Raw genomic sequence first — 17,762 nt, 5'->3', positions numbered from 1 at the left:
TGAGCGGGGTCCGGTTGCTCGGGTGAAATAGACCCCCGAGCGGCCTTCCCGGGTATCTGCGTAGGTACCGTGAGCACGTTCCATATGTCCCGTTTGAGCGCATGTGTCTCACGCCACAGCTCCACGCCCCCGAGGTAGTCGATGCCCCCCAGCCGCCGCACCCGCACCGCCCTGCGCGGCTGCGGCGTCGCGTTCGCGGCGGTGCTGGTGCTCGGCTCGGCGGCCGCGTGCACGGCGCACGACAGCACCGGCACGGCCGGCGCACCGCCGTCCGGACCGGCAGTCGCCGGCTCGACCACCGGTCCCGGCGCGACGAGCCCCGCCACCCCGCCGAGCGCAGGGTCAGGTGCGGTGTCGACCACGCCCGCAGGTACAGCTGGTGGTGCATCCGGGTCCGCGACCAGCGCCTCCGAGACGCTCCCGGACGCTGCCGCGCGCAAGCCGGGTCCCGCCGGCCTGGCCCCGGCGGCCGCGCCAGGACCCTCGCTCACCGGTCCGCTGCCTGCCACGGCCGCAGCCAGCGGTGTGCTCGTCGCCGGGTTCCCGAAGGACGTCGTCCCCGTACTCGCGGGGGTCGACGTCGTATCCAGCTCCGTCTCGTCGTCGGGCACCAGGCTGCAGGTGGGACTCGAGGGCAGCAGCGGCGCCGAGCCCACCGACGTCACGGGCGCCTATGTCGCGGCGTTGGGCGGCGCAGGTTTCGCTGTCGCCGACTCGCCTGCGATCGCCGGCTCCACCGCGACCGCGTTCACACGCGGACCCGACGGGCTGGTGCTGACGGTGCGCGACCGCGCCGGCGGCGGCACCGACCTGACCGTCGCCGGCACACTGACGACGGCCGGGTGACGCGGCGTGTACCTCTCGCTGCGTGACCGCCCCGCGCCCCGCGACAAGGCCGCCTCGCCCGAAGAGCCCGCGCAGAGCGGGCCGCGCGCCGCAAGAAGGTCTCCTCGGTCGTCGTGACGCTGGGCGTCGTCAGCATGCTCACCGACATCTCGTCGGAGTCGGTCGCCGCCGTCCTCCCGCTCTACGTCACCACCGCCCTCGGGCTGTCGACGCTGGCCTACGGGTTCCTCGATGCGCTCATGCAGGGCGCCAGTGCCATCGTGCGGATCGCCGGCGGCTGGGCGGCCGACAAGGGCGACCACCCCAAGTGGGTGGCGGTCATCGGATATGGCCTGTCCGCCGTGACCCGAGGCGTCCTGCTCATCGCGAGCAGCTTCGGCGCCCTCACGGCCGTCGTCGCGTTCGACCGGGTGGGCAAGGGCATCCGCACGGCACCCCGCGACGCGATGATCACCGCGTCTTCCGACCCGCGGGCGCTCGGCCGGTCGTTCGGCGTCCACCGCACCCTCGACACCGTCGGCGCCGCACTCGGACCGCTCCTCGCGTTCTGCGTGCTCTGGGCCATCCCCGACGGGTACCACACGGTCTTCGTCATCTCCTTCGGCGCTGCGATCCTCGGCCTGGCCGCCCTTGTCCTGCTCGTCCCCGACATGCGCCCGCGCCGCGCGGCGTGGATCACGCAGCACCGCACGCGCGAAGAGCGCAAGCTCCCCCAAGTGCAAGGGCTGCGCCTGCGACATCCCCGGGGTCGCCCCGGCCGGTCGTCCGTTCAGCTGGTCGTTCCTGGTCGAGCCGGGTCTGCGGCGCATCTTCCTCACCGCGGGCGGCCTCGCGCTGCTGACCGTGGGCGACGGCTTCATCTACCTCTCGCTGCAGTCCCGCGACGGCTTCGCGACGAAGTGGTTCCCGCTGCTGTACGTGGGCACCAACATCGCGTACATGCTGCTCGCGACGCCGATGGGGCGCGTCGCCGACCGGTTCGGGCGCGCCCGGGTGTTCGTGTTCGGGCACGTCGGCCTCGCCGCGGCGTACGTGTGCGCAGGGATCGCGACCGCGTCCGCCTACTCGACGATCGCCGCCCTCGTACTGCTCGGAAGCTTTCTACGCCGCCACCGACGGGGTCATGTCGGCCCTCGTCGGCAGGCTCGCGCCCTCGAGCTCGCGCGCCGCAGCGATCGGCACAGCGCAGACCGTCGTCGCCGTCGCCCGGATGGCCGCCTCCGCGGCGTTCGGGGTCCTCTGGTTCACGGTCGGCCGCGGACCCGCGATCCTCTCCGTCGCGGTCCTGCTCGCGTGCGCGATCCCGGTCGCATGGATCACCGTCCGGAGGCTCGACCAGCCCGAAGAGGCCCTCGAGGCCGCGGGCGTCGGCCTGTGAGGGGCTGGTCGCCTCGCGTCACGATCCTCGTCGTCGTCACGCTCGTGGTGGTGCTGGCGGTCGGTGGGTACGTGTACAACGCCTGGAGGTCCCACCAGGACGCCGTCGCGTCGGCGCCACCCGTGGCGTCCACGGACCTGGCCGGCGTGCTGGCGAAACCGCACATCGTCTTCCGATCGACGCTGCCGGGCAACGAGTACGGGCTGGTGGCCGCGGTCCCTCTCGATGCCCCGGACGGACCCCGCGCGTTCACCGACGTCGCGTGCGACCGTGTGGACGTGGCCGGCTCGTCGGCGTCATGCCTGCGCACGGTCGCAGGCATCGCGACGCGCTGGGAGGCGGACGTGCTCGACAGCCGTTCGGCACCGTCAAGACGTGGGGCCTGCCCGGGATCCCGAGCCGCACGCGGCTGTCCGACGACGGCACGCTGGTCGCCACGACCGCGTTCGTGACCGGCCACTCGTACGCGAGCGTCGGCTTCTCCACCCTCACCGAGGTCCACAAGGTCGACGGGACGGACCTCGGCAACATCGAGGAATTCGCGCTCACCGTCAACGGGCAGCCCTTCAACCCGACGGACCGCAACATCTGGGGCGTGACGTTCATCGACGACGACACGTTCTACGCCACGGCAGCCTCTCAGTCGGCCGGCAAGACCTGGCTAGTGAAGGGCTCCCTGTCGGCGCGGACCCTCACGTCCCTCCATGAGAACGCCGAGTGCCCGTCGGTCTCACCGGACCGGAAGAAGGTCGCGTACAAGAAGGTGGTCGAGAAGGTCTCCGGCCAGCCGGTATGGGCCCTGGCCGTCCTCGACCTCGCCTCGGGTCAGGAGACGCTGCTGCCCGCAACGAAGGGTCTCGACGACCAGGCCGAGTGGCTCGACGACGACACGTTGCTGTACGGGCTGCCGCGTGCCGACGAGCCCGGGACGACGGACGTCTGGTCGGTCCGGACCACGGCCGACGCGATCCCTGCCGTGCTGATCCCCGGCGCCTGGTCGCCGGCCGTGGTCCGATGACCGACATCCGCTGCCTGGTCTACGCCCCCTACTCGTTCAGTGGGCGCGGACCCGCCGAGAAGCTGCGCGCAGATCTCGGCGGGGATGTCTGCCGCCGGCGTGCAGACCGAGGTCCACGCGGGCCGGACCAGGACACCGATGCCCGAGGGTGCGGCTGTCCGGGCGCCGTTCCCCGCCGTCACGAGCCGCCTGCCGTGGCACCTGGTCGAGCGGCCCGCTCTGCGTGCCATGGACGCCCGCTTCCGCAGATCGCTCGCCGCGGCCGACCCCCGCACGACGGTGGCCCACTTCTGGCCCGGCTCACCGGTCGAAGCCGTGGAGGCCGCCCGTGCGCGTGGGATCGTGACGGTCCGCGAGATGATCAACTCGGCCTGCGCCACCTCCGGGCCGATCCTCGACGAGGCGTATGCCCGGCTCGGCCTCCAGCCCACGCACGCGGTGTCGCAGGAGGTGATCGCCGGCGAGACGGACGAGCTCAAGCGCTACGACTACTTCTTCGCGTCCAACCCGGAGGTCGAGCGATCTCTCCTCAGGCTGGGCGTCGCTCCCGCGCAGATCCTCGCGACGTCGTTCGGCTGGCGCCCCGAGCGTTTCGACCTGCCGACCCCAACTCGAGGTCCGACCGGGTTCCGCGCCGTCTTCGTGGGTCGCATCGGCGTCCGCAAGGGCGTCCCAGAGCTGCTCGAAGCCTGGGCGTCGCTCGACATCGACGGTGAGCTCGTTCTCGTCGGCACGGTCGACGACGAGATCCGTGAGCTGGTCGACCTCCATGCTCGTTCAACCCGCGTCCGGTTGGCGGGCTACGTGGACAACCCGGCCGGTCTGTATGCCGAGTCCGACGTCTTCGTCTTCCCGACGTGGGAGGAAGGGGGTCCGCAGGTGACGTACGAAGCCGCCGCCTGCGGACTGCCCGTGATCACGACGCCGATGGGTGCCGCCCGCCTCGTAGCCGATGGGCGCACAGGGGTCGTCGTCGAAGCCGGTTCCGTCAGCCAGATCGCATCGGCGATAGCGCTGCTCGCCGAAGACGAGGACAGACGCCGACGCTACGGTGCTGCAGCCCGGTCGGCCGCGGCCGACTTCGCTTACGGCCGGGTCGGAGCGCAACGAGCCGGGCTGCTGCGCTCGGTGCTCGACCTGCCTCCGGCGAACGCTGCCTGAGCCCGCCGGGAGCGGCACCGGGGCTCCACAGTCGGCGTTCGCTACGCGCTCATCTCGCCGGCCGAGGCCTCCCGGCCGAACGGGCGGGCCACAACCTCACCGACTTCTGGGCCAGCCGTCCCGCCCACGGATGCCGCCCGGGCGCCGGCTCGAGGATCTGGACGGCGGCCAGGACGCCCACGCCGCAGAGGATCCAGATCATGGCCAGCGCGCGGAGCTTGCGGCCGTGCATGTACACGATGGTCGGCGTCGACGGGACGACCGCGGTGGTGACCTTGTCGGCCTCCGGCGAGTTCCTCTGGAGCAGAGCCAGCTCGTTGTCGATCTGGTGCAGGAGCTGGGACTGCCGCGCACGGACGTCGTCAGCCGTCGGGCCGCTCACCTGGACGTCGAGGACCTGACGGGAGTAGACCGTGGACCACTGCCCGCCGTAGTTCGGCAGGTGGACGGACCAGCCGTCGAGGATGCCCTGGCCGACGAGCGTCGCCGCGGGGTCGGACATCGGGTTCCACCGGGCATTCCCGTTGACGAGCTTCGCGACGGCGCCCGCAGTGATGATCATGTCGCTCGACGTCGTGCGCAGGCTGTTCGGGTACGCCTCGCTGCTGGGCGCCAGGAATGTCACCTCGGCGTGCGACCAGTACGCACCCTGTTCGTGAATCGCCGCTTGGCTCGCCGCCAGGCCGATCGCAATCGCTCCGACGACCACGTACCACCTGCGAACCAGCGCCTGGAGCGCATCCCAGATGGTCATCTGGCTCGTCCTTCCTGCCGCGGTCTCGATTCTGACACGGACGCCGCGGGTGGAGGCGGGGCGAGCCTTGGGAGAAAGGATGAAGATATCGTGCGAAATCGGACAAACGGCCTCATGCTCAGGTCGGCCCGAACCCTGCGGCGCTAACCTCGGATCACCGTCGCTGCTCGTCCAACGGTGCGGCGATGAACTGACAGGAGCACCCATGGAGTTCAGGACACTCGTCGCTGCTCTGCTGCGGCGGTGGTACGTCGTGCTCGTGGGTCTGGCGCTCACCGGGGGCCTGGTCTACGCCACGTACGGCGCAGTCCCACCGACGTACACAGCGACCGGAAGCGTCCTGCTCCTGCCCCCCGGCGCCTCGGTCCCGGAAGGGTCGAACCCGCTCCTGTCCCTCGGCAACCTCGACCAGCCGGCGTCACTCGTCGTCGCCTACCTCCAGGGCGATGGTCCCCAGGAGGCGTTCACCAAGGTCTACCCGGACGCGACGTACACGATTGCGCTCGACACGCTCTCGCGCGGCCCGGTGATCCAGGTCATCGTCGCGGACCCGTCGCCCGACGAGGTCATGACCGCCCTGAAGTACGTCCTCACGACGCTGCCCGACGCGCTGACGAGCCTGCAGGACCAGGTCGCCGCGCCCGATCCCTCCCGCGTGACCTCCATGCCGCTCGCCGTCGACATCAGGCCGACCACGGACTGGAGCTTCCGCGAAGCGCTCTCCGTGGCTGCCGCGGCGGTCGGGCTCACCCTGACTCTGGTCAGCGCGATCGCGATCGACAGCCTCGCGCTGCGCCGCCGCGAACGCCGCCGCACCAGGCGGCGTGACGAGGACAAGAAGCAGGACCGCAAGAAGCAGGACGGCAAGAAGCAGGACCGCAAGAAGCTCGACGAAGCCGCCCGGCCGGAGGAGCCTGCGACGGCCACGCCGGGGGCCGAGGAGCCGGCGACGCGCGCACTCGCTCCTGAGGAGCCTGCGACGGCCACGCGCACGGCCGAGGAGCCGGCGACGCGCACACTCGCTCCTGAGGAGCCTGCGACGGCCACGCGCACGGCCGAGTGGCCGGCGAACGTCGAGCGGATCCAGCTGCGGGACTTCGCTCGGTCGGAGGCGCAGTACGGCGCGGAGTGGCCGCCCCGACCGCATGACGAACCGGCCGTCGACGATGAGTCTCGCCTCCCCCCGCCCCTAGGGCACCCCGGGCGCGACGCGTCGGGCTCCCGTCCCGGCGCGTCGTCAAGGGGACGGGCGTCCTCACCTGGATGACGATCTATCTCGTCCTGCTCTTCGCCGTGCCGTCCTGGCTCGTCTTCCAACCACTGGGGAGCGCCGGGGCGCCGTCGACCTTGTTCGGGCTGGCGAGCGCCCTGCTGTGGTTCCTCGCGCAGCTGTGGCGCTCCGAGAGCGCCGCCGGCCCCCACCGCCCGATCAGGATCGCACTGTCGTACTTCCTCGTCGCAGTCGGCATCAGCTACGTCGCCGCCATGACGCGCCCGATCGACTACGACGAGGTGAGCCCTGCCGACGTCGCCCTCCTCGTCGTCCTGTCCTGGTCGGGCGCGCTGCTGACGGCGCATGACGGCCTCACGAGGCTGCGAGAGGTCGACGTGCTCGTCCGGCGCTTCGCACTCGGCGGCGGCCTCATGGCAAGCATCGGTCTCGCCCAGTACGTCACGGGCCAGGCGCTGGTCGACCGCATCGCGATCCCCGGCCTGACCGCCGTCCGCGGGGTCGAGGCGGGCTTCCGCGACGGCATGCTGCGCATGTCCGGCACGGCGACGAGCCCGATCGAGTTCGGTGCGTTGCTCGCGGTCCTGCTGCCGATCTCCTTGCACGTCGCACTGCACCCGGCAGGTGCGGGACGGTTCCGCCGCTGGTTTCCCGTGGTTTCCATCTCTATCGCCTTGTCGCTCTCGCTGTCGCGTTCCGCGTACATCGGCCTCGCCGTCAGCCTGATCGTGCTGCTGATCGGTTGGCCGTCGAAGCTGCGCTGGCGCATCGGCGGATCGTTCGCAGCCCTGGCCGCGGTGATGTGCCTGGGCGTCCCGCACCTCTTCAGCTCAGTGCGCAAGATGTTCGCCACCGCGTCGAACGACCCGAGCATCACGTCACGGACGGACAGCTACGCGATCGCGGCGCAGTTCTTCCAGAACGCTCCGTGGTTCGGGCGAGGCCTGGGTACCTTCCTGCCCAAGTACCGCATCTTCGACAACAACTATCTCGGTCTCCTGGTCAGCTGCGGCATCGTCGGCACGGTCGCGTTCATCGCGATCCCGGTCACCGCGATGGTGGTCCTGGTGCGTCGCCGACGACGGTGGGCGGACGCGAAGTCTCAGGACCTCGCGCTCTCCCTCGTCGCGGGGATCGCTGCTGGCTCCGTGTCGCTCGCGTTCTTCGACGGCTTCGGCTTCCCGATGACGATGGGCACGCTCTTCCTCGCACTCGGGATCGCAGGCGCGCTGATCCGGCTGCACCCGAACGACCGAGATCCCGACCCGCCCGAACGCAGCCGAAGGGAATTACCGGCGGGATCAACCGATGCCGAGCCGGACGAGACTCACGACGTTCCGGCGGCTCCGCCGGGCCCCCGCGACCTGACGAAGGCCTCGAGCGCACCGGGCTCGTCGAGGTCGACGTAGGAACGACCCCAGGCGTCGTGCGACGCCTGGACGTCGTCGTCGTGGGGCTGGCTGCTCGGAACCGCAGGAGCTCTCCGAAGACACCGAGGTACCTGCGTCGTTGCGGGCGCCAGTCGAGCTGGCTGGTCGCCCGCTCCCGTGCGGCCAGTGACAGCTCCACCCGACGGTCGTCGTCATCCAGGAGGGCCTCGACCGCATCGGCGAGAGCCGCGACGTCACCGGACGGGACCAAGACGCCCGTCTCACCGGCGGAGAACGCCGTCTCCGTGAGGTCGAACGAGACGGCTGGCATGGCGTAGGCCATGTACTCCATCGTCTTGTTCATCGTCGATACGTCGTTGAGCGGCGTCTTGCGGTCGGGCCCGAGGCCGAGGCTGGCCGCGCTCAGGTAGTTCCCGATCTCCTGCGGCCCGACGCGTCCGGTGAAGGTCACGACGTCGTCCAGCTGCAGCTCGTGGACAGGCGGCGTAGGTCCTCCAAGGTGTCCCCGAACCCGAGCAGGGCAACTCGGACATCCGTACGACCACGTACGGTCACGAGCTCGCGCATGACCTCGAGGACGACGTGCACGTCGTCCTGCGGGCCCATGATTCCCAGATAGACGAGCAGGTGCACGCCTTCGCCGGGGTCACCGACGGGGACGATGGGCCGCATCCGACGGGTGTCGGGACCGCTCCGCACGACCTCCGTGTGCTCCCTCGGCACACCGCCGCGTTCGAGCGCGACGCGGCGGTAGGACTCGTTGGTCGAGATGACCCGGTCGGCTGCGCGGAACGTGCGGCGCTCGAGCCAGAGCAGGCCGCGGTACTGGGCCCGCGCGGCGTACGAGCGTGGTTCCCCGAACCGCGACCGGAACAGCTCGGGGTTGAGGTCGTGGTGGTCGAAGACGAAGCGGACCCCGACCACCCGCCACAGCAGCGCGAGCAGCCAGTAGGTGTCCGGCGGGTTGCACGCCTGGATGACATCGAAGCCTCGCTCGCGGCGGACCACGACCGACAGCGCTGCCGTGCGCAGCCAGGAGTACACGAACTCGACGACGAACCCGAGCAGCCCGCTCGCTTCCGGTGCCGGTCGGTACTTGTAGATCGCGATGCCCTCGAGCACCTCTCGTGCCGGATCACCTGGGCCCTTGGGGCAGATCACGCTGACCCGGTAGCCGGCGGCAGTCAGTGCCTGCGCCTCCAGCCACACCCGGCGATCGAGCGGGACCGGCAGGTTCTGGACGATGATCAGGACGCGCGGAGGTCGCACGGGGCGCGCCGTCAGGCCGAGCCGAGCTTGCTCTCGACGAACTCGGTGAGCGCTCCGAGCGTCTCGAAGATCTCCCCCGAGAACTCCTCGTCGGCGATCGTGATGCCGAACCGGCTCTCGAGGGTGGTGACGACCTCGAGCACCCCGAGGGAGTCGAGCTCCGGCACCGCGCCGAACAGCGGGCTCGAAGCCGACAGGCTGTCCGCGCGATCCTGGATGCTCAGCGTGGTCACGACGACGTTCTTGACGTCGTCGAGGAGGTCGGTGGTCATGAGGCTCCTTGGTGAGGGTTCAGGGGTTCAGACGAGGATCTCGACGGGCGCAGCGTGTCCGAGGAACGCCGTCGGGCTGGCGGTCAGCCCGTAGGCGCCTGCCAGGAAGACGACGATGAGGTCGCCGACGTCGGCTCGGGGCAGCTCGACGCGGTCGCCGAGCAGGTCGAGCGGGGTGCAGAGGCAGCCGACGACCGTCGCCGTCTCCTCCGGGTCCGCGCCGACGCGTGCGCCGACCGCCAGCGGGTAGTTGCGGCGGATGACCTGGCCCAGGTTGCCGGACGCGGCGAGCTGGTGGTGCATCCCACCGTCCACCACGAGATAGGTGCTCCCCCGCGAGACCTTGCGATCGACGACGCGTGTCACGTAGACGCCCGCCTCGGCGACCAGGTAGCGACCAAGCTCGACGACGAAGTCGGCGTCGGGCAGAGCGGGCGCGAGCCGACCGTCCACCTGCTCGGCGAGGTTCTCGGCGACCGCGCCGATGTCGAGAGGCTGGTCCTGGGGGAAGTACGGCACGCCGAAGCCGCCACCGAGGTTGACGTAGCGGACCGGCTGCGGCGCGTCCGCGCTCAGCGCCAGGAGGAGGTCGACGGTTCGGACCTGCGCCTGCGTCAGAAGCTCGGCGGAGAGGTTCTGCGAGCCTGCGAACACGTGGAAGCCGAGCAGGTCGACACCGGCGGCATCGAGCTCCTTGAGGAGCTCGGGGACCTGCTCCGCGTCCACGCCGAACTGCTGCGGGCCACCGCCCATCCGCATACCCGAACCGCGGACCGCGAAGTCCGGGTTGACGCGGATCGCCACCCGCGGCCGGATCCCGAGCTCGTCACCGGCGGCGACGACGCGGCGACCCTCACCGCTCGACTCGACCTCGATCGTCACGCCGGAGGCGACCGCCTGCTCGAGACTCCGCGACCGTCTTGCCGGGGCCGGCGAAGCTCACACGGCCCGCAGTGATGCCGGTGTCGAGCGCGACGCGCATCTCGTAGGCGCTGGCGACGTCGAGCGAGTCGACCAGCGACGAGAGGAGCTGGACCACGGCAGGCATCGGGTTCGCCTTGACCGCGTAACCCAGACTGAGGCGCGCCGGCAGGATGGCGCGCAGCTGAGCGACGCGCTGCCCGACGAGACCGCGGTCGTAGGCGAAGAACGGGGTCGATCCGACGCGCCGCGCCAGGCGGTCGATCCCGACCCCGCCCACAGCGAGCTGGCCGTCGACCTGCTCGAAGGCGGCGATCGTGCTGGAAGTCGTCACGACCCGTGCTCCGCCCTGATGAGGGTGCGGTCGTACTTGCCGTTGGGCGATCGGGGCACGGCATCCCTGACCACGATCTCGGCGGGCACCATGAACGCCGGCAGCGCGCTGCGCAGTGCGGCCAGAAGAGCTGCCGGATCCAGCGTCCGGCCCGGCTCGGGAGCCACCACCAGGACGATCCGCTGCCCGAAGCTTCGCGTCCTCTGCTCCGAACGCGACCGCGTCCAGTGCGAGGCCGGTTGCCAATGCCGCCTCCTCGACCTCGTTCGGGCTCACCCGGTACCCCGAGGTCTTGATCATCTCGTCGGCGCGGCCGACGAAGTAGAGGAAGCCGTCGTCGTCGGCGACGACCGTGTCGCCGGACCAGACCGCGAGCTCCGGCAGCCGTCGACCCGTGGTCGGGCCCGGCACGGGCCGGAAGCGCTGCGATGTCCGCTCCTCGTCGCCCCAGTACCCGAGGGAGACAAGAGCGCCGCGATGCACGAGCTCCGCCGGGTTCCCCCGGGTCGCAGCGCGTCCCGTCCGGACGGACCACGAGGATCTCCGCGTTCGGGATCGCCTTGCCGATCGAGTCGGGACGGCGGTCGACCTCGGCCGGGTCCAGGTAGGTGGACCGGAACGCCTCGGTCAGGCCGTACATCAGGTAGGGCCGGGCTGCTGGGAACGTGGCCCGCAGGCGGTCGAGCGTGGTCTTCGGCATCCGGCCACCGGTGTTCGCGAAGTAGTGCAGTGATTTCGTGGCCTCGGCGGGCCAGTCCAGCCCTGCGATCTGGATCCACAACGGCGGGACGCACGTCAGGCCGGTCACCTTCCATCGGGCGCACGCCCGTGGGACGTCGGCCGCCACGAGGTAGTTGAGAAGGACGACGTGGGCGCCGACGTTCAGCGCCGTCGTCACCTGCGACAGCCCGGCGTCGAAGCTCAGCGGAAGCACCGACAGGATGACGTCGTCGGACGTGTTCTCGAGATACTGGCTCACGCTCTGCGCGCCGACGATGAGGTTGCGGTGGCTCAGGACCACACCCTTGGGGAGGCCCGTGCTGCCCGACGTGTAGAGGATGGCCGCGATGTCGAGGTCGATCCCGCGTGGCGGCGGCTCGGCCGTCGCGTCGTCGAGGAGGTCCGCCCAACCGTGCACCGCGACCCCGACGGGCGCCACGCCCGGCCCGTCGACGACGACGACGTGCTCAAGGTCCGGGCTGTGAGCGACCACGTCAGCCAGGAGGTCGAGCCGTGCCGCCGAGGTCACCAGGACCCGCGCACCGCTGTCGACGAGGATGTGCGCCACCTGCGCGGGCTTGAGCAACGGGTTGACGGGCACGAACGCGGCGCCGGCGACCGAAGCCCCGAGGAACGCGACCACGGTCTCCGGCCGCTTCTCGAGGAAGACGGCTACCCGGTCCTCCCGCGCCAACCCGAGGCCGGCATACGCCGAACCGCATCGGCGCGCGAGCGTCCACAGCTCCCCATAGGTCAACGTCTCGTTCTTGAACGAGAGCGCGGGGGCGTCGGCGGACGACAGAGCGCGCGATGCCAGGAGGTCGTGCCAGACGGTCACCACGGCGTCAGCGTACTGATCCCCGTTCCCCGGATCCGGGACAGAAGGGGTGAACTCACCACCGCACGCAGGTGATCTCGCTGTACAGGTCGTCGACGTCCGCAGGCGAGACACCGGCCCCGCGGTACAGCTTCGGGCGCCCCTGGATCGTCCGCGAGAGCGACACGGGACCACCGACGATGCGACGTTCGGCAAGCAGGAACGGGATGCCCCGCACGAGGAGGTGGCCGCTCAGCCGACCGACCACCCGGCCGAACAGCGCGGTGTCGCCGACGTAGACCATCGAGGCGAAGAGGGGAAGCCGCTTCCGTCGAACGCGGCGGTAGATCACATAGCATGGTTGTCCGCGGAAAAGCAATACTACGTTCGAGATTGCTTCCGCCCCCCGATGGCTCCGAAACACCTCGAGATCGGCGCCCGAGATCAGGTCCGGGATGCGGCTTTCGTCCGTTACCACCTCGACCCGATGATTCACCCGGATGGCGGGTAGTGAGGGTCGGACGTCCGTGGTCGTGTCGAGCCGTCGGAAGCCGAGGCGTTCGTCGATCGTCGCCACCGAGCCGCTGGGCGACAGGTCGGTGTAGACGTCGCAGCCCATCGCGAGAAGAGCTCGCAGGAGGCGCAGGCCATGCGCTCCGTAGCCGTCGAGGACGCACCACGCGGCCAGGTTGCAGACCGTCCGCACCCTCCCCGCGACAACCCGCTCGGAGAAGAACGCGACGTAGACGCCGACCAGATTCTGGCCCACACGCAGGCAAAATCCGTGATGTGGCGGGGCGACGGGCCACGGCGGGACGATCGCCCTCGCCCACTCGTCGACCGACAGTCGCGGGTTCAGGTTCTCGTGCAGGAAGCGCGCCACCTCGGGCACGCTCGCGTCGTCGATCGGCTCGACCTGCGGGGTATCGGTCATGGTCCCAGAAGCATCCCATGTCGGTCCATAGCGGTCACAGGCATCATCGCTCCAGTCAGAGGCCGTCACGACTCGCGGGCCCCCCTCGCGTTAGTCCCCCCGGGCAAGCGGTTACCAAAATCTCACGGAGTGAGACAACAGCGGCATTCTTCCGGATTGGACGTTTGCCCAGATCAGCGCCCGATCGCCGGGATTATCCGATTGACCCGACCGGGTGAAAGTTTGCCGCTACCCTCACTCATGTCAGCATGAGGGCCGCTTCGTTATCAGAACGCAACACAACGGCGCCCCTCCGGACGGAGACATGGGCCAGCGGTCCACCGGGCCGCCCCCGCGGCGCCGCGATGGATGGGAGCAAGACCTCATGAACCGATCGAGCACGCATCGAGTGCCGCCGCGGAGAACCCCGCTGGCACGCGTCCTGGCAGTCGTGGCAACCGCCGCAGTCGTCGGCGTGACCCTGACTGCTGCCAGTTCTGGCGCACCCCTCACTGCGGCGCAGTCGGCAGCGGCAATTCCCGGCAAGGTCACCATCTGGGGTGACGGCACGCCGGTCGGCGTCCAGGACAGCGACACCAACAGTGTCGAGCTGGGCACTCCGTTCACCCCGGCCAAGGACGGCATCGTCGTCGGGGTCCGCTTCTACAAGACGCCGGACAACGGTGGGACCCATATCGGGAACCTCTGGGACGCGACGGGCAAGCGCCTCGCGACCGCCACGTTCTCCGGTGAGACGCGTCAGGGATGGCAGACGGTCTACTTCGACAAGCCGGTCAGCCTGACGGCCGGCGGCGGCTACGTCGCGTCGTACCTCGCGCCCCAGGGCCGGTACATGCAGACGCAGCAGTTCATGTCCGGGTCCACGACGCCGCTGCTGTCGGTCCCGCTGGGTCACACGGGCACCTACGCCTACGGCAAGTCCTCCGCGTTCCCCAAGAACACGTGGAACCGCAGCCAGTACTGGGTCGACGCGGTCTTCGCCCCGACGGATGCGACGTCCGGGACCCCCGCCCCGCCGGTCCCGACCGCGACGCCCACGCCGACACCGACCAAGACGCCTGCGCCGACCCCCACGGCCACGCCCAAGCCGACGCCCACCCCGACGGTGACGCCGACGCCGACCCCGACGGCCACGCCCACACCGAAGCCGACGGCCACCCCGACGCCCACCCCGACCCCGACGTCGACCCCCACCACGCCGACCCCGACCACCGGAGCCTTCCCGAGCGCGTCGACGACCGGCGTGCCCAGCGGCGTGACGCTCACGCCGTACACGGGTCCGACGACGATCACCCAGGCCGGCACCGTGATCGACTCGAAGCTCATCACCAGTCCGCTGGTGATCGCCGCGAGCGCGAGCAACGTGACGATCCGTAACTCGATCGTCCGGACGCACGGCATCTGGCTCGTTCTGAACGAGGCGGGGGCGAAGAACCTGCAGATCCTCGACACCGAGTTCGACGGCCTGAACGACCTGGGCAACGACTCCGCCGTGGCGGGCGCTGAGTACACCCTCACCCGCGTCAACATCCACGGCACCGGTGACGGGCTCAAGCTCGGCGACAACGTCGTCGTGCAGGACTCGTACATCCACGACCTCGCGGTGACCGCCGACTCGCACAACGACGGGATGCAGTCCCTCGGCGGCGACAACGTCAAGATCCTGCGCAACTCGATCGTCGTGAACGCCGGCAGCACCTCGGCGATCATCCTGTCCACCGGGTCGGCCGACTCGATCAAGCACTACCTGATCGACGGCAACCTGCTCGGCGGCGGCGCGTACACCGTCTACGGCGGCTACCAGTCCGGGACCGACGTCCTCTCGCGAGTGTCGGACATCGTGGTCTCGAACAACCACTTCACGACGGCGATCAGCCCGAACGGTGGCACCTACGGACCGCTCACGTCGGTCGACGCACCCGCCGTCACTGTGAAGGGCAACGTGTGGCAGGACGGTAAGAAGGCCGGCCAGACGGTCTCCTGACCTCGCACCAACCAGAGCCGCACCGGCCGTGGTCCCGCTAGTCTCGGGCCACGTCCGGTGCGGCTCTTGCGTGTGATGAGCGCATGGCTCCCGATCCGTCCGAAGGGAGGAAGCATGCGCGGGCTCACGCATGCTCCGCCGCGATGATCAGCGTCATCATCGCGGCGTACAACGAGGCGAACGTGATCGGCCGCAACCTCGACCACCTGCTTGCGGGATCGGATCCTGGGGAGCTGGATGTCGTCGTGGTGGCCAACGGCTGCTCGGACGCGACCGTTGCCGTCGCTCGCGAACGTGCGGTGCGCGTGCTCGACCTGCCGGAGCCGGGGAAGGCCGCGGCCCTCAATGCCGGCGACGCGGCGGCCGCCGGCGTTCCGCGGATCTACCTCGACGCTGACATCGCGACCACCGCCGACACGGCGCGCGCCCTCGCCGCGGCGTTGACCGACGCACGCGCCGACGGCTTGGCTCCCCCGCTTGCCGCCGTCCCTGACCGCCGACTGGTGCTGCGCGGACGACCGCTGGCCGTCCGGGCCTACTACGCCATCCAGTCGCGCCTGCCCGCTGCACGCACCGGGCTCTACGGCCGAGGCATGGTGGCACTGTCCGCGCAGGGTCGGGCGCGGTTCGACACGTTCCCGGACGTGCTGGCGGACGACCTGTTCCTCGACTCGCTCTTCTCGCAGGACGAGCGGGTCGTGCTCATGTCCGTCACGACCGAGGTCGAGACGCCCCGGCGGACGCGCGACCTCGTCCGGCGGCTGACCCGGGTACGGCGCGGCAACGCAGCTCTGCGTGCAGCTGCCGGGGGCGGGGGCGTGCGTGAGGCCGACCGGACGAGCTGGTTCCGTGACGTCGTCGTCCGCCGACCTTGGCTCGCACCCGCGGCTGTCGTCTTCGTGGCACTCACCCTCGTCGCCGAGCGCCGCGCGCGCCGGGACGACGTGGGGTGGGAGCACGACACCTCCTCACGGCAGGCCGAAGGGGAACGACGCTGATGGGCAAGGACGTCCGCAACATCTGCTTCCACGGCATCGATGCACCGGGCCGCTCCGTCGACGCGGACGAGGCGCGGTACTGGACCACCCGGGACCGGTACCTGGAGATCCTCGACGAGGTCGCGACCTGGCCGTCGATCGCTCTGTCGTTCGACGACGGCAACGCCTCGGACGTCGAGATCGGGCTGCCGGCGCTTGTCGAGCGCGGCCTGTCCGCGACGTTCTTCGTCCTGGCCGGGCGGCTCGACACCGCCGGTAGCCTGACGTCCGCGCAGGTGACCGAGCTCGTGGACGCGGGCATGCGGGTGGGCTCGCACGGCATGGACCACGTCTCGTGGCGGGCGATGTCGCCGCAGGTCCGGCAGCGCGAGCTCGTCGAGGCGCGGACCGTCATCGGCAGGCTCGCCGGTGGCGTCACCGAGGCGGCGTTGCCGCGGGGTCAGTACGACAGGGTGGTCCTGCACTCGCTCAGGCGCCTCGGCTACGAGGCCGTGCACACGTCCGACCGACGACCCGCCACCGTCGGGGCATGGTTGCAACCTCGGTTCAGCGTCACCTGCGACGACACCTCGGAGACGCTGGTGCGCAACGCGCTCCGACCGCGCCCCGTGCACGAGCGAGCGACGCTTCAGCTGAAGGGTGCCCTCAAGCGTCTGAGATGACGGACGCGATGCTGTGCGGGCCGGGGGTCTCGTGGATGAACCGCGGGCTCAGCAGCCCGCCGAGCGCCGCGCGACTGGTCCGCTTGCCAAACGCGGCCCGGCTGGCCTCACGCAGCACCAAGACCGCCCAGAACGCCGTCGTCGCGAACCGCCCGTGACGCCGGCCGTACAGCCGCAAGCGGTTGACGACGAGCAGTCGCCACAGGTCTGCGTTCCCGGCGGACCCACCCTCGAGGTGGACCGCGTGAGCGGTCGGCACGAACCAGGTGGCGTACCCGGCGTCGCGGGCGCGCAGGGCGAAGTCAGTCTCCTCCGAGTACAGGAAGAACGACTCGTCCCAGGGACCGGCGGCGGCCCAGCAGGCCCCCGAGACGAGCAACGTCGACCCCTCAGCCCAGTCCGTCGAGCTCTCGTCGAGATACTGCTCGGGGTCGGTGACCACCTCGCCCAGGTCGGCGATCCGCCCGGCACGCTCCGCGCCGAGCAGAGCGTCCGCGAGCGCGCGTCGGAGCGTCGGCTCGCGGCGCCTCGACGCAATGAGCTCACCGCGCGCGTCCTCGAGCCGCGGAACGACGATCCCCGCGGCGGTACGACGAAGCGCGGTGAGCAGCTCGGGCACGCAGTCCTCGCCGAGCCGGACATCGGGGTTGAGCACCAGCACGGCGGTTCCGGTCGGTACTTCGGCAACCCCTCGGTTGATTCCGGCGGCGTACCCACCGTTGCGGCCGGTCGCGACGAGGACGGCGTCCGGCGCTACCGACCGGACGACCTCGAGCGTGTCGTCCGTCGAGCCGTTGTCGACCACCACCACGGTGGCTGCCACTGGTCCAAGACCGCGCGGGAGCGAAGCGAGCAGACCCGGGACGACCTCGGCGCTGTTGAACGTCACGACGACGACGGTCACGTGGTCGTCGGCACCGGTCGTATCAGCGAGCACGCAGATCATCCCTTGGTTCGGTGGGCCGGCACATCGTGCGCGGGCATCGTCGCACGGTGGTTCCGCGTGCCGCATCACCCGGACGTTCACGACCTTCCGGGCGGCGGGTGAACCTCCGTCCAAGTCGTCCAACCG

At 70.4% G+C, this 17,762-nt stretch carries 17 protein-coding genes and 3 pseudogenes; 11 read left to right on the top strand and 9 right to left on the bottom strand.

Features of this window, described 5'->3' with window-relative positions:
* The first annotated feature begins 141 nt into the window (after window positions 1-141).
* From AC38ZX_RS03665 to AC38ZX_RS03640, 6 genes and pseudogenes are all read left to right on the top strand, one after another.
* Window positions 142-846: a hypothetical protein gene (locus AC38ZX_RS03665; RefSeq protein ID WP_491296376.1), complete on the top strand. Its 705-nt coding sequence runs from the start codon at window positions 142-144 to the stop codon at window positions 844-846.
* A gap of 134 nt (window positions 847-980) precedes the next feature.
* Window positions 981-1,454: pseudogene (locus tag AC38ZX_RS03660) on the top strand (MFS transporter); the annotation flags it as partial.
* 515 nt (window positions 1,455-1,969) lie between these two features.
* The gene (locus AC38ZX_RS03655) at window positions 1,970-2,224 is read left to right on the top strand and encodes a hypothetical protein (protein ID WP_491297565.1); all 255 of its coding nucleotides are present in this window, start codon (window positions 1,970-1,972) and stop codon (window positions 2,222-2,224) included.
* Complete coding sequence (locus AC38ZX_RS03650) at window positions 2,221-2,676, top strand: hypothetical protein (protein ID WP_491297564.1); 456 nt, start codon at window positions 2,221-2,223, stop codon at window positions 2,674-2,676. The genes AC38ZX_RS03655 and AC38ZX_RS03650 overlap by 4 nt, the downstream gene beginning before the upstream one ends.
* Window positions 2,673-3,242 carry a hypothetical protein gene (locus AC38ZX_RS03645; RefSeq protein ID WP_491297563.1) on the top strand — a complete coding sequence of 190 codons (570 nt, stop codon included), beginning with the start codon at window positions 2,673-2,675 and terminating at the stop codon, window positions 3,240-3,242. Before AC38ZX_RS03650 ends, AC38ZX_RS03645 begins: the two co-directional genes overlap by 4 nt.
* 84 nt (window positions 3,243-3,326) lie before the next feature.
* Window positions 3,327-4,403, top strand: coding sequence for a glycosyltransferase (locus AC38ZX_RS03640; RefSeq protein ID WP_491296375.1), 1,077 nt, complete (start codon window positions 3,327-3,329; stop codon window positions 4,401-4,403).
* 49 nt (window positions 4,404-4,452) lie between these two features.
* Here AC38ZX_RS03640 and AC38ZX_RS03635 read toward each other — a convergent pair whose 3' ends face one another.
* Window positions 4,453-5,157 carry a hypothetical protein gene (locus AC38ZX_RS03635; RefSeq protein WP_491296374.1) on the bottom strand — a complete coding sequence of 235 codons (705 nt, stop codon included), beginning with the start codon at window positions 5,155-5,157 and terminating at the stop codon, window positions 4,453-4,455.
* A 205-nt stretch (window positions 5,158-5,362) separates the two neighbouring features.
* On the opposite strand from AC38ZX_RS03635, the gene AC38ZX_RS03630 reads away from it, so the two are divergent.
* Both AC38ZX_RS03630 and AC38ZX_RS03625 read left to right on the top strand, forming a co-directional pair.
* Window positions 5,363-6,424: a YveK family protein gene (locus AC38ZX_RS03630; RefSeq protein WP_491296373.1), complete on the top strand. Its 1,062-nt coding sequence runs from the start codon at window positions 5,363-5,365 to the stop codon at window positions 6,422-6,424.
* Complete coding sequence (locus tag AC38ZX_RS03625) at window positions 6,421-7,797, top strand: O-antigen ligase family protein (RefSeq protein WP_491296372.1); 1,377 nt, start codon at window positions 6,421-6,423, stop codon at window positions 7,795-7,797. Before AC38ZX_RS03630 ends, AC38ZX_RS03625 begins: the two co-directional genes overlap by 4 nt.
* 166 nt (window positions 7,798-7,963) lie before the next feature.
* Here AC38ZX_RS03625 and AC38ZX_RS03620 read toward each other — a convergent pair.
* From AC38ZX_RS03620 to AC38ZX_RS03590, 7 genes and pseudogenes are all read right to left on the bottom strand, one after another.
* Window positions 7,964-8,230 (bottom strand): annotated as a pseudogene (locus AC38ZX_RS03620) (glycosyltransferase); the annotation flags it as partial.
* Window positions 8,227-9,048 carry a glycosyltransferase gene (locus tag AC38ZX_RS03615; protein ID WP_491296371.1) on the bottom strand — a complete coding sequence of 274 codons (822 nt, stop codon included), beginning with the start codon at window positions 9,046-9,048 and terminating at the stop codon, window positions 8,227-8,229. The pseudogene AC38ZX_RS03620 and the gene AC38ZX_RS03615, both read right to left, overlap by 4 nt.
* 11 nt (window positions 9,049-9,059) lie before the next feature.
* Window positions 9,060-9,320, bottom strand: coding sequence for an acyl carrier protein (locus AC38ZX_RS03610; protein ID WP_426594494.1), 261 nt, complete (start codon window positions 9,318-9,320; stop codon window positions 9,060-9,062).
* 27 nt (window positions 9,321-9,347) lie between these two features.
* Window positions 9,348-10,202 (bottom strand): type III PLP-dependent enzyme domain-containing protein, encoded by an 855-nt coding sequence (locus tag AC38ZX_RS03605; RefSeq protein ID WP_491296370.1) that lies wholly within the window; start codon window positions 10,200-10,202, stop codon window positions 9,348-9,350.
* On the bottom strand, window positions 10,174-11,058 hold the full coding sequence (locus AC38ZX_RS03600; protein WP_491296369.1) for a hypothetical protein: 885 nt from the start codon (window positions 11,056-11,058) through the stop codon (window positions 10,174-10,176). Before AC38ZX_RS03600 ends, AC38ZX_RS03605 begins: the two co-directional genes overlap by 29 nt.
* 67 nt (window positions 11,059-11,125) lie before the next feature.
* A pseudogene (locus AC38ZX_RS03595) lies at window positions 11,126-12,133 on the bottom strand (AMP-binding protein); the annotation flags it as partial.
* Between the two features lie 55 nt (window positions 12,134-12,188).
* Window positions 12,189-13,046 carry a hypothetical protein gene (locus tag AC38ZX_RS03590; protein WP_491296368.1) on the bottom strand — a complete coding sequence of 286 codons (858 nt, stop codon included), beginning with the start codon at window positions 13,044-13,046 and terminating at the stop codon, window positions 12,189-12,191.
* A 430-nt stretch (window positions 13,047-13,476) separates the two neighbouring features.
* Here AC38ZX_RS03590 and AC38ZX_RS03585 point away from each other — a divergent pair, with 430 nt between their 5' ends.
* The 3 genes from AC38ZX_RS03585 to AC38ZX_RS03575 all read left to right on the top strand — a co-directional run bounded on the left by AC38ZX_RS03585 (window position 13,477) and on the right by AC38ZX_RS03575 (window position 16,690).
* The gene (locus tag AC38ZX_RS03585; protein ID WP_491296367.1) at window positions 13,477-15,030 is read left to right on the top strand and encodes a DUF4082 domain-containing protein; all 1,554 of its coding nucleotides are present in this window, start codon (window positions 13,477-13,479) and stop codon (window positions 15,028-15,030) included.
* A 143-nt stretch (window positions 15,031-15,173) separates the two neighbouring features.
* Entirely contained in the window at window positions 15,174-16,028 is an 855-nt protein-coding gene (locus AC38ZX_RS03580) for a glycosyltransferase (protein ID WP_491296366.1), read from the top strand.
* Complete coding sequence (locus tag AC38ZX_RS03575) at window positions 16,028-16,690, top strand: polysaccharide deacetylase family protein (RefSeq protein WP_491296365.1); 663 nt, start codon at window positions 16,028-16,030, stop codon at window positions 16,688-16,690. The genes AC38ZX_RS03580 and AC38ZX_RS03575 overlap by 1 nt, the downstream gene beginning before the upstream one ends.
* Here AC38ZX_RS03575 and AC38ZX_RS03570 read toward each other — a convergent pair.
* Window positions 16,674-17,636, bottom strand: coding sequence for a glycosyltransferase family 2 protein (locus AC38ZX_RS03570; protein ID WP_491296364.1), 963 nt, complete (start codon window positions 17,634-17,636; stop codon window positions 16,674-16,676). The genes AC38ZX_RS03575 and AC38ZX_RS03570 overlap by 17 nt on opposite strands.
* Window positions 17,637-17,762: the final 126 nt, after the last annotated feature.

The organism is Cellulomonas sp. McL0606 (assembly GCF_058248365.1).
This window is presented reverse-complemented; position numbering and strand designations above follow the sequence as displayed.